This is a genomic window from Pseudomonas sp. H26/SER47-MNA-CIBAN-0231, from assembly GCF_040310465.1.
Taxonomy (GTDB): domain Bacteria; phylum Pseudomonadota; class Gammaproteobacteria; order Pseudomonadales; family Pseudomonadaceae; genus Aquipseudomonas; species Aquipseudomonas atacamensis.
Window position 1 is genome coordinate 30,495 of record NZ_JBEOPW010000027.1, and the last position, 12,715, is coordinate 43,209.

Here is a 12,715-nt window from a genome sequence, read left to right on the forward strand (position 1 = left end):
GCAAATCCGTGCAACGGCTTTCTGCCCTATGAATATTCTCAATATCATGTGGGCCGGTGGCGCTCCGTTCGCATCAATCCATAAAGTGCATCAGCAGATACTCTCTCAGGCTGCGCCGTCGGCGGTGGTCAAGACCTGGCTCCTCCAGGGGCAGGGAGCCGAGTGCGGCGTGGATGTCGGTGAGGTCCGGGAGTGGCAGTTATCGTCAGCCCGCCTGAAGGGCCGGCATTTCTGGCGTTTGGCCAAACCCGTGATGCGGGCGAGGTTTCGCCAGGCGCTCGTGGACAGTGACGCTCGATTGCTGCTGCTGGACGGCATGGGTGTCGCACGCACGTTGTTACCGGTCCTCAAGAAACTGCCGCATATCCGCGCGGTAGTGATCTTCCACGGTTCGGCGCGTTTGAATGCCGGCGACCAGGCTCTATTCCAGGCAATCCCTGCGTCCCGACTGACATTGGTTGCCGTTTCCAGCACCCTTGCCGATTCACTGGCCCGCGATCTGCAGATGCCTGTCACCGCGCTGCGAAGTGCGTTCGATCCTGAGGCGTTTCGCGCTGACCTGTTCACCCGCGAGCAAGCCCGGACACGGTTGGGTTTGCCGCAAGGCGATGCGCCAGTATTGGGCGCCGTAGGGCGGCTGGTCTCGGAAAAAGGTTTCGGCTATCTGCTGGATGCCTTTGCCGCAGCACTCGACACCCGCCCGGACTTGCGCCTAGTCATTGTTGGCGAAGGCTCCAAACGCGCGGCGCTGGAGCAGCGCATCGACGCGCTTGGCTTGCACGAGAAGGTCTTGCTGACCGGCCATCTGAACGAAGCAGCTCAGCTTTATCGTGCGTTCGACTGGGTGGCCATCCCTTCCCTGGAGGAGGGCCTGGGTCTGGTCATGCAGGAAGCGGTGATGGCCGGCGTACCGGTGCTGTGCAGCGATCTGGAGGTGTTCAGCGAACAGCTGGGCAGCGCCGGCTGGTATGCCCCGGTCAATGACACAAAAGCCTGGGCCGAGGCCATCGACCGCGCCTTCAGTGCTTCATCTCAAGCGATCAATGCCGAGCAGTACCGGATGCTTGCACCGGACGAGGCCTGGTCGAGCTTCAGCCAGGCTGCCCGCGCATTGTTTTCATGACGACAAGACCGCGCGCTCAAGTGCCTGCATCGGAAAGCTGTCGTTCAGCTTTTCTCGCGCAATATAGCGGGCGAAATGTTGCAGGTTGCGTTTGATCAAGCGCTTAGGCAACGGTCCGCGGGTAAAGCGCATGTCGGCAACATCGATCAGGCCCATGCGGTTGTCTGGCGTGACCACGATGTTGCCAAGATGCAGGGAGCGGAAATAGATGCCCGAGCGGTGCAGGCTGCGTATCAGCTCGGCCAGATCCGGCAATGCCTGAGTCCAGTTGAAACCTTGTTTTGCGGCGATCTGGCGCAGCGTTTGCCCTGGCAGAGGCTCATACAGCACGGCGGTCATGCCTGGTTTCTCAAGGCGAAAGAACTGCAGGATCTGCAAGGTCGGCACGCCGAGTTTGTGCAGCTCGACGGCATTGTCGATGAATCGCTTCGAGTAGGGGCGAAACAAGGCGGATGAAAAAAACCTTTTGCGACGAAACAGTTTGAGAATTTTCCCATCCTGCAGCAGGTAGACTTTCGGCCCATAGCTGTCCGCTTCCAGAACTTTGGCAGCGTCGATCATTTGGTCTAGAGCGGCTTGTGAGAGCCGGGAGCATCGCATCGTAGGAAGCCTTGTCGAAAGTGCGGGGTGTAGTAGCGGGCAATGATGCCGAAAAGTTTCGATTTTAACCATGCCGCGTCGCATGGGCGAACCCTTGTCAGGAGCAGATTGATGCAGGAAACACGCTGGGCGCAACTATGGATGGCGACGGGGCTCTTGTGGTTTTTACTGGCCATTGCCGTAGCGCCCACCAACAAGGTTTACCAGCAGGGGCTGGTCGCTCTCGTCTGGTTGCCGGCGCTATTGCTGGGCTGGCCTGCGCGGCATCGCGTCAGGGAAGTGCTTTACGAGCAACGCTGGATCTACCTGCCGTTGCTCGGATTGCTGGTCTGGTCGCTGATCAGTCTGGCATGGACAAACGCACCGGAAACGGGTCGCGAGGCCAAGCGTCTGTTGTACATCGTGGTGTTCCTGCTGTTTTTTCCGGTGTTTGCCAGCGGACGCCCCGAGCGGTTGATTCGCCTGATGCAGTGGGGCGGGCTGGGATTGGCGGTGACGGCGCTGGTGGCGATTGTCAGGTTCTACGTCATTGACGGCAACGCCTGGTCTGCGCGGGTGGAAGGTCTGGGTGAACTGGCGCATCCGATCCTCGGCGGCTATGTCATCGGCCTCGCGGCCGTGTGGCTGGCCCTGTGGGCGCCGCGTGATTTGATGCGGCAAGGGATCTGGGCACTGGCGTTGACGGTGCTGGTTGTTTTTGTCCTGATGAGTCAGAGCCGCGGTGCGGCGTTGGCGCTGTTTCTGACCATCCTGGCCATGCCGATCTGGTGCCGTGACCGGCACAGCCGAATCGTCGCAGCCGTGGCACTGGTGGTGGCGATTGCGGCGCTGTGGCTGTTCGAGCCGTTGGTGCTGGCGCGCGGGGTCTCGTATCGTCCGCAGATTCTGATGGCTTCTCTGGATATGATCGCCAAGCACCCCTGGGGCGGGCTGGGTCTGGGTGGGGACTATCGGGTGCTCTGGTCTGGAATGACCTTCGATCACGCCCACAACCTGTTCACCCATGTCGCGATCGTGCTGGGTCTGCCGGGACTGCTGTTATGGTCTGCCGTCTGGTTCGGCGTGATTTTCCAGGCGTGGAAAGTTCGGGAAACGCTGTATGCCCGCGGTGTTATCGGTATCTGGCTGTTCTCGACATTGGCGATGCAGTTCGACGCTGCCAGCCTCACCGGCACCCCGCGCGCCGAGTGGTTCATCAGCTGGCTGCCCTTGGGGCTTGCCAGCGTTTTGGTATGGGCGCGGGCCAATGGCGGCGCTTGTGATAAAATTTCGCGTTCTTCTTAACCAGTGAGCTCTACGATGACTGACGCACCGCCCAAAGCGGAACAGGAATCCAGCCTGAAAATCTACTTTCGGCTGTTGGGGTACGTAAAACCCTATATCGGTCTTTTCCTGCTGAGTATCGTGGGCTTCGTGATCTTTGCTTCCACGCAACCAATGCTGGCCGGGATTCTCAAGTATTTTGTCGATGGCCTGAGCAACCCTGAAGCGGTGCTCTTCCCCAACGTTCCCTATCTGCGAGACGTGCAATTGCTGATGGCTGTGCCGTTGCTGATCATCCTGATCGCAGCGTGGCAAGGCCTCGGCTCGTTTCTCGGCAACTATTACCTGGCGAGGGTTTCGTTGGGGCTGGTGCATGACCTGCGTATCGAACTGTTCAACAAGCTGTTGGTACTGCCCAATCGCTATTTCGATACCCATAACTCGGGTCATCTGATCTCGCGCATCACCTTCAACGTGACCATGGTCACCGGCGCCGCCACGGATGCCATCAAAGTGGTGATCCGCGAAGGCCTGACCGTGGTTTTCCTGTTCGCCTATCTGCTGTGGATGAACTGGAAGCTGACCTTGGTGATGCTGGCGATCCTGCCTGTGATCGCGTTCATGGTCGGCAACACCAGCAAGAAATTTCGCAAGCAGAGCAAGAAGATTCAAGTGGCAATGGGCGATGTCACCCATGTCGCCTCCGAAACCATTCAAGGCTATCGGGTCGTGCGCAGTTTTGGTGGCGAGGCTTATGAGCAGCAGCGTTTTGCGGCGGCCAGTCAGAGCAACACCGACAAACAGTTGCGCATGACCAAGACCGGCGCGGTGTATACGCCGATGCTGCAGCTGGTGATCTACACCGCCATGGCCGTGCTGATGTTCCTGGTGTTGTTCCTGCGCGGTGATGCAACGGCCGGTGATCTGGTCGCGTACATCACGGCAGCAGGTTTGCTGCCGAAGCCGATCCGGCAATTGTCCGAAGTCAGCTCGACCATTCAGAAAGGCGTGGCCGGTGCTGAAAGCATTTTCGAGCAACTCGACGTTGAACCGGAAATCGATACCGGCACGATCGAGCGTGATCGGGTCAGTGGCCACCTGGCGGTGAACAACCTCAGCTTCACTTACCCGGGCACCGAACGGGAAGTGCTGAAAAACATCAGCTTCACCGCGTCACCAGGTCAGATGATCGCACTGGTCGGGCGTTCCGGCAGCGGCAAGTCGACGCTGGCCAGTCTCATTCCGCGCTTCTATCACCACGAGACTGGCGAAATTCTGCTCGATGATGTCGAGATCGAAGATTATCGCCTGCGCAATCTGCGCCGCCATGTAGCGCAAGTGACCCAGCACGTGACGCTGTTCAACGACACCATCGCCAACAACATCGCTTACGGCGATCTTGCAGGCGCGCCTCGCGAAGATATCGAGAAAGCGGCCAGGGATGCATTTGCCATGGACTTCATCGCGCAAATGCCTCAGGGCCTGGATACCCAGGTGGGCGAGAACGGTGTGTTGTTGTCTGGCGGACAGCGTCAGCGTCTGGCGATTGCCCGGGCCTTGCTGAAAAACGCCCCGCTGCTGATCCTCGACGAGGCGACTTCGGCCCTTGATACCGAGTCCGAGCGGCACATTCAGGCAGCACTCGACCATGTCATGAAAGGCCGCACCACGCTGGTGATTGCCCACCGTTTGTCGACCATCGAGAAGGCCGATCTGATCCTCGTCATGGATCAGGGCGAGATCGTCGAACGCGGCACTCATGCCCAATTGCTTGCTCACAATGGCTATTACGCGCGGCTGCATGCGATGGGGCTGGATGCCCCGGCTGAAGACATTGCCTGATCTGCAGATGAGGGTGGGCCAGCCTCACCCTCGTGTATTCCCGGCGCGCGCGATCCTGTTAATATCGCGCCCCTGTTCATTTTGTATGTGGGTTGCTCCATGAAATTGTCGATGCCGCGATTCGATCAAGCCCCTGTCTTGGTGGTCGGCGATGTCATGCTCGACCGTTACTGGCATGGCGGAACCTCACGGATTTCCCCTGAGGCACCGGTGCCGGTGGTCAAGGTCGAGCAGATCGAAGATCGCCCGGGCGGTGCCGCCAACGTGGCGCTGAACATTGCCGCGCTGGGCGCGCCGGCATCGCTGGTGGGCGTGACCGGCGATGACGAAGCCGCCGACAGCCTGAGCAACAGTCTCAAGGGCGCCGGAGTGCGCGCCTTGTTCCAGCGCATCGCCCATCAACCTACCATCGTCAAGCTGCGGGTCATGAGCCGGCACCAGCAACTGCTGCGTATCGATTTCGAAGAGGTGTTCGCCACCGATGCGCTGGCACTGGCCGCGCAGGTCGACGAACTGCTGGAAGGCATCAAGGTGCTGGTGCTGTCGGATTACGGCAAAGGTGCGCTGAAGAATCATCAGACGCTGATCCAGGCCGCCCGTGCCAAAGGCATTCCGGTGCTGGCCGATCCCAAGGGCAAGGATTTTTCGATCTACCGCGGTGCCAGCCTGATCACGCCGAACCTCAGCGAGTTCGAAACCATCGTCGGTGGTTGCGCTGATGAGCACGAACTGGTGAGCAAGGGTGCCGTCCTGATGCAGGACCTCGACCTCGGCGCACTGCTGGTGACCCGCGGCGAACACGGCATGACCTTGTTGCGCCCGGATCATCCGGCTCTGCATCTGCCGGCCCGCGCCCGCGAAGTGTTCGACGTGACCGGTGCCGGCGATACGGTGATTTCCACCCTGGCCGCGGCCATTGCCGCAGGCGAAGAACTGCCGCACGCCGTGGCGCTGGCCAATCTGGCAGCAGGCATCGTCGTCGGCAAGTTGGGTACCGCAGCGATCAGCGCCCCGGAACTGCGCCGCGCCATTCAGCGCGAAGAAGGTTCGGAGCGAGGTGTGCTGGGTCTTGAGCAACTACTGCTGGCGGTTGACGATGCCCGTGCGCACAACGAGCGGATTGTCTTCACCAATGGCTGCTTCGACATCCTCCATGCCGGCCACGTGACCTATCTGGAGCAGGCCCGCGCTCAAGGCGATCGTCTGATCGTCGCGGTCAACGATGACGCCTCGGTCAGCCGCTTGAAAGGCCCGGGCCGGCCGATCAACAGCGTTGACCGACGCATGGCGGTACTCGCCGGTCTCGGCGCGGTGGACTGGGTGATCAGCTTTTCTGAAGGCACGCCGGAAAACCTGCTGCGCGAGGTCAAGCCGGATGTGCTGGTCAAGGGCGGCGATTATGGTATCGATCAGGTGGTCGGCGCTGATATCGTTACCGCTTACGGCGGCACCGTGAAAGTTTTGGGTCTGGTGGAAAACAGCTCGACCACAGCGATCGTGGAAAAGATCCGCGGCCAATAAGATCAAAAGATCGCAGCCTGCGGCAGCTCCTACAGGGGAATACATTCCAATGCAGGAGCCGTCGAAGGCTGCGATTTTTTGCTTTCAGGAATTCACTTTCTTGCGCGGTACGATTTTCTTCAGCAGCTGCCTGGCCTTGCCGCGCAGGCGTGCCAGTCCAGTAGCCTTCTCGGGTGGCGTCAGACCCTGTTGGCGCAACCAGTCCTTCCAGCGAATCCGCTCATCGCGCACCAGCCAGCCATCCTGGCGGGCAAAGCTTTCAGCCAGATACAGACCGCGGGTACTCGCCGGATACAGTTGATCCTTTTTCAGGGTGTACAACTCGGGCAGCGGCTGACCGTCGTGCAATGGCATCAAATACAGGTCAGGCCGTTTGCGATCGAGCCGCGCCACCAATTGATCACCCTCCAAGCGTTCATCGACATGAAACAGGCTCAAGGACTTCGCCTCCTTGGGCACATCCAGGCGCAAGTCATAGATCAATTGCAGGGACGCCGTCGGCAGATGCACGTACGCCCTTGGTCGCTCCAGCAATTGCAGGTTGGCGCAGCGCACCGGCCGTGCCGAACCGGACAGCGGTGTCAGGCGAAACGGCAGCGCTTCGCGGTAATGCAGCGCGGCGGAGTAGGGCGCGGGCAGCCAGGTGTCATTGAAACGCCCGCCGAGCCAGCCTTCCGGGGTTTCCAGCAGGCACTCTTCGGCAATTTCCTGAATCGCCGTGTGCAGCGGAATGTTCAGCTCATGGGCCGGTACGTAGCCGGAAATCAGCTTCAGTACCACGTCGCCGCGATCCTGGCGACGCTGGCGCACCAGCACCCAGTAATCGCGATTCTGCCAATGCAAGGTCAGGCGCACGGACACGCCGAGGTTGGCCAGTTCCAGGGCGAAGCGCTCGCTGTCGGCGACGCTGACCGGTTTGCGCCGTTGCAGGGTCTGGGCGAAGTTCAGCGGCATGCCGACGCTCTGATAGCTCAGGCCTTCGGGCGTGGCTTCGACGAACAGTGGCAGCGTCTTGAAGTTGCTCGGGTTCTTGCGGATGAGCGTGCGCGGCATATCGGCTCCTGGCTTAAGGCCGCGGGGCGGCGTCAGTGACTACGCAGGACCTGGGCAACGGTCGCTACGTTATGGGCGAGGTGCAGCGGATTGATTGTGCCGACAATAGCACTGGCGACGCCGGGATGAGTGAACAGCAACTCGAAGCTGGCGCGCACCGGATCGACTCCCGGACTCAGACAGACATGACCGCTGGCCAAGGCTTTTTTCACCAGAATGGCTTTGCCGTGGGCAGCAGCATAGTCAATGACCGCCTTTTCGTTTTGTTCGTTCAGATTGTAGGTGACCATCGCACAGTCGCCTTGCTCCAGCGCTTTCAAGCCGCCTTCGACGGTTTTGCCGGAAAAGCCGAAGCCGCGAATCTTGCCCTCGGCCTTCAGTGCGGCGAGGGTGGCGTAGACCTCTTCGTGCTCGAGGATGGCCATGTCATTGCCGTCCGAGTGCACGAGGACCAGATCGATAAAATCCGTTTCCAGACGTTGCAGGCTGCGCTCGACCGACATTCGCGTGTGCGTAGCGCTGAAGTCGTGGCGCGACACGCCATCGGCAAACTCTTCGCCGACCTTGCTGACAATCACCCAATCCCGTCGCTGGCCGCGCAGCAGCGGGCCGAGGCGTTCTTCGCTGCGACCATAGGCCGGCGCGGTGTCGATCAGGTTGATGCCCAGATCCCGCGCCTGGCGCAGCAGCATGCGCGCCTCGTCGTCGCCGGGAATCTGAAAGCCGTTGGGGTATTTCACCCCTTGATCGCGGCCGAGTTTGACTGTGCCCAGACCCAGCGGCGACACCGACAGGCCGGTGCTGCCCAGCGGGCGATGCAGTTCGTGCAGAGTGGCGATGGTCATGGCAGCAGTTGCTCCCACGCGGGTACACCGAGCGGTGGTTTCGGCAGCGGCGGCAGCGGATCAGTCGCCTGCGCCTGGATGCCGTCGCGTTGCAACGAAGCGATAACGCGGTCGGCGAAGTCTGGCGCCAGTGCCAGTTTGGTCGGCCAGCCGACGAGCAAGCGACCTTCCTCGGCGAGGAACGCGTTGTCCGGGCGGGTCAGGCCGGTTTGCAGCGGCTCGGCGCGATCGACGCGCAGGGTCGCCCATCGCGTGGTGCTGAGGTCGATCCACGGCAGCAACTGGGCGATTTCCTTTTGCGCGGTGGCGATCTGTTCCGCCGGTTCGCGGGCCACGCCTTCGCTTTCGGCAATGTCGCCGCCCATGTACCAGACCCACTGGCCGTCAGCGGCCGGGTGCGTGGTCACCGTGATGCGCGGCTTGGTGCCGCCGCCCAGGCAGTGCGCGTACAACGGTTTCAAGCCGGGACCTTTGGCGAGGATCATGTGCAGGGGGCGGCGCTGCATGGCCGGACGGCTCAGGCCCAGGGCTTCGAGCAGTTCGGCAGTGCCGGCGCCAGCACTGAGGACGATGCGCTGGGCGCGGATCTCACGGCCGTCGACTTTCAGGCCGACCAGCACGCCGGCTTCCAGCAGCGGTTCGATGACCTGCCCGGCGAGCAGACCGTCACCGGCCAGCTCGGCCAGACGCTGGATCAGGCTCGGGACATCCACCACCAGTTCGGCGAGGCGATAGACCTTGCCCTTGAAACGCTTGTCTTGCAGGGCCAGCGGCAGCTCGTCACCCTTGACCTGATCGACCCGGCCACGCACGGCTTTGCTGGCGAAGAAACTGGTCAGGTTGCCGGCCAGTGTGCCCGGCGACCACAGGTAATGCGCTTCGGACAGCAGGCGTACGCCGGACAGATCCAGCTCGCCCGTGCCGGCCAGCGCCTGGCGCCAGCGGCGCGGCATGTCGGCGATGGCTTCCGAGGCGCCAGTCAGCGCACCGTGCAGCGCGTACTTGGCGCCGCCGTGGATGATGCCCTGGGACTTCACGCTCTGCCCGCCACCGAGGCTGGCGCTTTCCACCAGCACGGTCGAGAAACCCTGACCGCGCAGGCGCGCATTCAGCCAGAGGCCGGCGACACCAGCGCCGACAATCAGAACGTCGGTGGAAATAACGGATGGCATGCAGCGACCTCGGAGCTTGAAGAAGCCGCAAGTTTCAAGCTTCAAGCTGCAAGCTGCAACCCGGACCAGCAAATCAGCAATGCTTGCTGCTGCTTTTTAATGCCCGGCAGTTTTCGAAAACAGCTGAATCACGACGACCCCCAGCACGATCAACGCCATCCCCAGCATCGCCGGTACGTCGAGCTTCTGCCCGTAAATGAACAGAGCGGCGACGCTGACCATGACAATGCCCATCCCCGCCCAGACCGCGTAGGCAACGCCAACCGGTACGGTGCGCACCACCAGCGTCAGCATCCAGAATGCGATTCCGTAGCCGACAATCACCAGAATCAGCGGCAGCGGCGTGCTGAAGCCCTTGACCGCTTTCATCGAAACAGTGGCGATCACTTCGGCGCAGATGGCGATGGCCAGATAGACGTAGGCGTTCATGGTTTCGATCCTCAAATAAATCGTTGCTTGCTGAGGCGACATTTTAGGGATTGCTCAGATGGGGTAAAGTCATTACCTATCTGTTCTATAGATTGGTTGGTAGCAAGCATGCAATGGAATCTCGATCAGCTGCGGGTATTTGTCGATGTCGCTGAACAGCGGTCTTTCTCCGCCGTGGCGCGCCGACAACGTAAGGCGCAATCGGCAATCAGCAGTGCTGTTGCGATGCTCGAAGAGGATTTGGGCGTGAGCCTGTTCGAACGCAGCAGCGGTCGGCAGCCGATGCTCACCGAGGCGGGCGCGGCATTGCTGGAAGAGGCCCGCGAAGTGTTGCGCCAGTGCGAGCGCCTCAACGGCAGGGCCATGGCGATGCTGCGCGGTCAGGAGGCGCAGTTGCGGGTGGCTCAGGACGAGGCGATGCCGTATCAGGCGCTGGTGGAAAGTTTCGGTGAACTGGCCGAGCAGTTTCCCAGCCTGGAAGTGCAACTGACCAGCGCCGCCCAAGGCGAAGTCGCGCGCAAACTGGTCGACCGTCGCGCCGACCTCGGCCTGCTGTTCTATCACGATGAAATCCCCGAAGCCCTTGAGCGGCGCGTACTGGGTCGAGTGGAAATGGTCACGGTCTGCGGTGTCAATCATCCGCTGGCGCAGCAGGCCTACGTGACCTGTCAGCAACTGGCGCAGCACCGGCAATTGCTGATGTCGACGCAGACCAGCGTCTATCCCGGCAATGAGCCGGCCAGCCCGCAGGTGTGGCGCGCCGACAGCTTTTACGTGATGTCCGAATGGCTGGTGCGCGATCTCGGCTGGGCGTGGTTGCCGCGCCACGTTGTGCAGTACTCGGCGTATCAGGGCCAAATGGTTGAACTCGATAGCGAATGGACGCCGCCGGCATTGGTGGTGGAACTGGTCTGGCGCCGCGACGAACCGCTCGGCCCGGCCGCGCGCTGGCTGGCGGAACGTTTTGCCGTGCACTTGCGGGCGATCGGCGACAAAAGCCGATAAACTCCGCCGCCATGAATAGAACTCTCTACACCGCGCTGTTTTACCTGGGGCTGCCATTGGTGGCGATTCGGCTGTGGCTGCGCGCACGCAAGGCGCCGGCGTATGCCAAGCGCATTGGCGAGCGCTTTACTCTTGGCATGCCGACCTTGCAGCCCGGCGGCATTTGGGTGCACGCGGTATCGGTGGGCGAAAGCATTGCCGCCGCGCCGATGATCCGCGCGCTGCTGGAACGCTATCCGGCGCTGCCGATCACCGTGACCTGCATGACCCCGACCGGTTCGGAGCGGATTCAGGCACTGTTCGCCAACGAATCGCGCATTCAACACTGCTATCTGCCGTATGACTTGCCTTGTGCGGCGGCGCGTTTTCTTGATCGCGTGCAGCCGAAACTTGCGGTGATCATGGAAACCGAGCTGTGGCCAAACCACATTCATCAATGTGCCAAGCGCGGAATTCCGGTGGCGCTGGCCAATGGACGGTTGTCGCAGCGTTCCGCCAAAGGCTATGGCCGTTTCAGCAAACTCACCGCGCCTATGCTTGCCGAGATGAGCCTGTTGGCGGTGCAGACCGAAGCCGAGGCCCAGCGCTTCCGTGATCTCGGCGCGCGTTCGGAAACCGTTGACGTCACCGGTTCGATCAAGTTCGACCTGACTATCGACCCGCAACTGTTGCAGCGTGCAGCCGATCTGCGTAGCCACTGGCAGGCACAGGATCGTCCCTTGTGGATCGCCGCGAGCACTCACGAAGGCGAAGACGAAGTGGTGCTCGACGCCCATCGTCGCCTGTTGGCCAATCATCCGGATGCATTATTGATTCTGGTGCCGCGTCATCCGGAGCGCTTCAATTCGGTGTTCGACCTGTGCCAGCGCGAAGGTTTCGCCACGGTACGTCGCTCGACCGGGGCCAATGTCGATGCGCAGACGCGCGTGCTGCTTGGCGACACCATGGGCGAGTTGCTGTTTCTCTATGCCCTGGCCGACAGCGCATTTGTCGGCGGCAGTCTGGTGCCGAATGGCGGGCACAACCTGCTCGAACCCGCCGCGCTGGCGAAACCGGTACTCAGCGGCCCACACCTGTTCAACTTCCTCGACATCGCTGCGCAACTGCGCGAAGCCGGGGCGTTGGCCGAAGTGGATGATGCCGAAGGCCTGGCAGTCGAGGTGCAGCGCTTGTTCGAACTGCCGCGTGATGCGCAGCGCATGGCCGAGGCCGGGCTGGCGGTGATGCGGCGCAATCAGGGCGCATTGCAGCGCTTGCTGGATGGCTTGGCGCGGCTGATCCAATAGTCGCTTGGAATATTACTGTGGTGAGGGGATTCATTCAGATTGTTTATGGCCGGGACTTACTGTGGCGAGGGGATTTATCCCCGCTGGGTTGCGAAGCAGCCCCAAAACCATTCAGCGCGGTGATTCAGTCAGATCTGGCAAGCCGGATTTACGACTGCTGCGCAGCCGGACGGGGATAAATCCCCTCACCACAGGGGATTCATTCCAGATTTTTCATGGCCGCGCCTTTGGCTGGATGGTCTGGCGCGGCTGATCCAATAGTCGCTTGGAATATTACTGTGGCGAGGGGATTTATCCCCGCTGGGTTGCGAAGCAGCCCCGAAACCATTCAGCGCGGTGATTCAGTCAGATCTGACAAGCAGGATTTACGACTGCTGCGCAGCCGGACGGGGATAAATCCCCTCACCACATGGGATTCATTCCAGATTTTTAGGGCCGCGCCTTTGGCTGGATGGTCTGGCGCGGCTGATCCAATAGTCGCCTGGAATATGACTGTGGTGAGGGGATTCATCCCCGCTGGGTTGCGAAGCAGCCCCGAAACCATTCAGCGCGGTGATTCAGTCAGATCTGGCAAGC

General features: G+C 61.2%; 11 protein-coding genes. 6 read left to right on the top strand and 5 right to left on the bottom strand.

Annotated elements, in window-relative coordinates:
* Positions 1 to 28: 28 nt before the first annotated feature.
* Positions 29 to 1,123: a glycosyltransferase gene (locus AAEZ10_RS26040; RefSeq protein ID WP_122705053.1), complete on the top strand. Its 1,095-nt coding sequence runs from the start codon at positions 29 to 31 to the stop codon at positions 1,121 to 1,123.
* Here AAEZ10_RS26040 and AAEZ10_RS26045 read toward each other — a convergent pair.
* Complete coding sequence (locus AAEZ10_RS26045; protein WP_224787295.1) at positions 1,118 to 1,684, bottom strand: lipopolysaccharide kinase InaA family protein; 567 nt, start codon at positions 1,682 to 1,684, stop codon at positions 1,118 to 1,120. The two genes, AAEZ10_RS26040 and AAEZ10_RS26045, sit on opposite strands and share 6 nt — an antisense overlap.
* Positions 1,685 to 1,834: 150 nt before the next feature.
* Between AAEZ10_RS26045 and AAEZ10_RS26050 the strand changes: the two genes are divergently transcribed.
* The 3 genes from AAEZ10_RS26050 to hldE all read left to right on the top strand — a co-directional run bounded on the left by AAEZ10_RS26050 (position 1,835) and on the right by hldE (position 6,349).
* The gene (locus AAEZ10_RS26050) at positions 1,835 to 3,007 is read left to right on the top strand and encodes an O-antigen ligase family protein (protein WP_110644880.1); all 1,173 of its coding nucleotides are present in this window, start codon (positions 1,835 to 1,837) and stop codon (positions 3,005 to 3,007) included.
* A 15-nt stretch (positions 3,008 to 3,022) separates the two neighbouring features.
* Positions 3,023 to 4,828, top strand: a complete 1,806-nt coding sequence (gene msbA, locus AAEZ10_RS26055) for a lipid A export permease/ATP-binding protein MsbA (RefSeq protein ID WP_016771984.1) — start codon at positions 3,023 to 3,025, stop codon at positions 4,826 to 4,828.
* 99 nt (positions 4,829 to 4,927) lie between these two features.
* Positions 4,928 to 6,349: a bifunctional D-glycero-beta-D-manno-heptose-7-phosphate kinase/D-glycero-beta-D-manno-heptose 1-phosphate adenylyltransferase HldE gene (hldE, locus tag AAEZ10_RS26060; RefSeq protein ID WP_016771983.1), complete on the top strand. Its 1,422-nt coding sequence runs from the start codon at positions 4,928 to 4,930 to the stop codon at positions 6,347 to 6,349.
* Between the two features lie 84 nt (positions 6,350 to 6,433).
* Here hldE and AAEZ10_RS26065 read toward each other — a convergent pair whose 3' ends face one another.
* The 4 genes from AAEZ10_RS26065 to AAEZ10_RS26080 form a co-directional block, all read right to left on the bottom strand.
* Positions 6,434 to 7,402, bottom strand: a complete 969-nt coding sequence (locus tag AAEZ10_RS26065) for a metal ABC transporter ATPase (protein ID WP_073471655.1) — start codon at positions 7,400 to 7,402, stop codon at positions 6,434 to 6,436.
* A 32-nt stretch (positions 7,403 to 7,434) separates the two neighbouring features.
* On the bottom strand, positions 7,435 to 8,247 hold the full coding sequence (locus AAEZ10_RS26070; protein WP_073471656.1) for an aldo/keto reductase: 813 nt from the start codon (positions 8,245 to 8,247) through the stop codon (positions 7,435 to 7,437).
* Complete coding sequence (locus AAEZ10_RS26075; protein WP_073471657.1) at positions 8,244 to 9,419, bottom strand: NAD(P)/FAD-dependent oxidoreductase; 1,176 nt, start codon at positions 9,417 to 9,419, stop codon at positions 8,244 to 8,246. The genes AAEZ10_RS26070 and AAEZ10_RS26075 overlap by 4 nt, the downstream gene beginning before the upstream one ends.
* A 96-nt stretch (positions 9,420 to 9,515) precedes the next feature.
* Positions 9,516 to 9,848: a DMT family transporter gene (locus AAEZ10_RS26080; RefSeq protein ID WP_016771980.1), complete on the bottom strand. Its 333-nt coding sequence runs from the start codon at positions 9,846 to 9,848 to the stop codon at positions 9,516 to 9,518.
* A gap of 108 nt (positions 9,849 to 9,956) precedes the next feature.
* Here AAEZ10_RS26080 and AAEZ10_RS26085 point away from each other — a divergent pair, with 108 nt between their 5' ends.
* Both AAEZ10_RS26085 and waaA read left to right on the top strand, forming a co-directional pair.
* Positions 9,957 to 10,853, top strand: a complete 897-nt coding sequence (locus AAEZ10_RS26085; RefSeq protein ID WP_071174217.1) for a LysR family transcriptional regulator — start codon at positions 9,957 to 9,959, stop codon at positions 10,851 to 10,853.
* An 11-nt stretch (positions 10,854 to 10,864) separates the two neighbouring features.
* Positions 10,865 to 12,139: a lipid IV(A) 3-deoxy-D-manno-octulosonic acid transferase gene (waaA, locus tag AAEZ10_RS26090; RefSeq protein ID WP_350571597.1), complete on the top strand. Its 1,275-nt coding sequence runs from the start codon at positions 10,865 to 10,867 to the stop codon at positions 12,137 to 12,139.
* The last annotated feature ends 576 nt before the right edge of the window (positions 12,140 to 12,715 follow it).

Bases quoted from the DNA above. Each gene is read 5' to 3' on its own strand.
- AAEZ10_RS26040 (WP_122705053.1), top strand. From the start codon at position 29: ATGAATATTCTCAATATCATGTGGGCCGGTGGCGCTCCGTTCGCATCA.
- AAEZ10_RS26045 (WP_224787295.1), bottom strand. From the start codon at position 1,684: ATGATCGACGCTGCCAAAGTTCTGGAAGCGGACAGCTATGGGCCGAAA.
- AAEZ10_RS26050 (WP_110644880.1), top strand. From the start codon at position 1,835: ATGCAGGAAACACGCTGGGCGCAACTATGGATGGCGACGGGGCTCTTG.
- msbA (WP_016771984.1), top strand. From the start codon at position 3,023: ATGACTGACGCACCGCCCAAAGCGGAACAGGAATCCAGCCTGAAAATC.
- hldE (WP_016771983.1), top strand. From the start codon at position 4,928: ATGAAATTGTCGATGCCGCGATTCGATCAAGCCCCTGTCTTGGTGGTC.
- AAEZ10_RS26065 (WP_073471655.1), bottom strand. From the start codon at position 7,402: ATGCCGCGCACGCTCATCCGCAAGAACCCGAGCAACTTCAAGACGCTG.
- AAEZ10_RS26070 (WP_073471656.1), bottom strand. From the start codon at position 8,247: ATGACCATCGCCACTCTGCACGAACTGCATCGCCCGCTGGGCAGCACC.
- AAEZ10_RS26075 (WP_073471657.1), bottom strand. From the start codon at position 9,419: ATGCCATCCGTTATTTCCACCGACGTTCTGATTGTCGGCGCTGGTGTC.
- AAEZ10_RS26080 (WP_016771980.1), bottom strand. From the start codon at position 9,848: ATGAACGCCTACGTCTATCTGGCCATCGCCATCTGCGCCGAAGTGATC.
- AAEZ10_RS26085 (WP_071174217.1), top strand. From the start codon at position 9,957: ATGCAATGGAATCTCGATCAGCTGCGGGTATTTGTCGATGTCGCTGAA.
- waaA (WP_350571597.1), top strand. From the start codon at position 10,865: ATGAATAGAACTCTCTACACCGCGCTGTTTTACCTGGGGCTGCCATTG.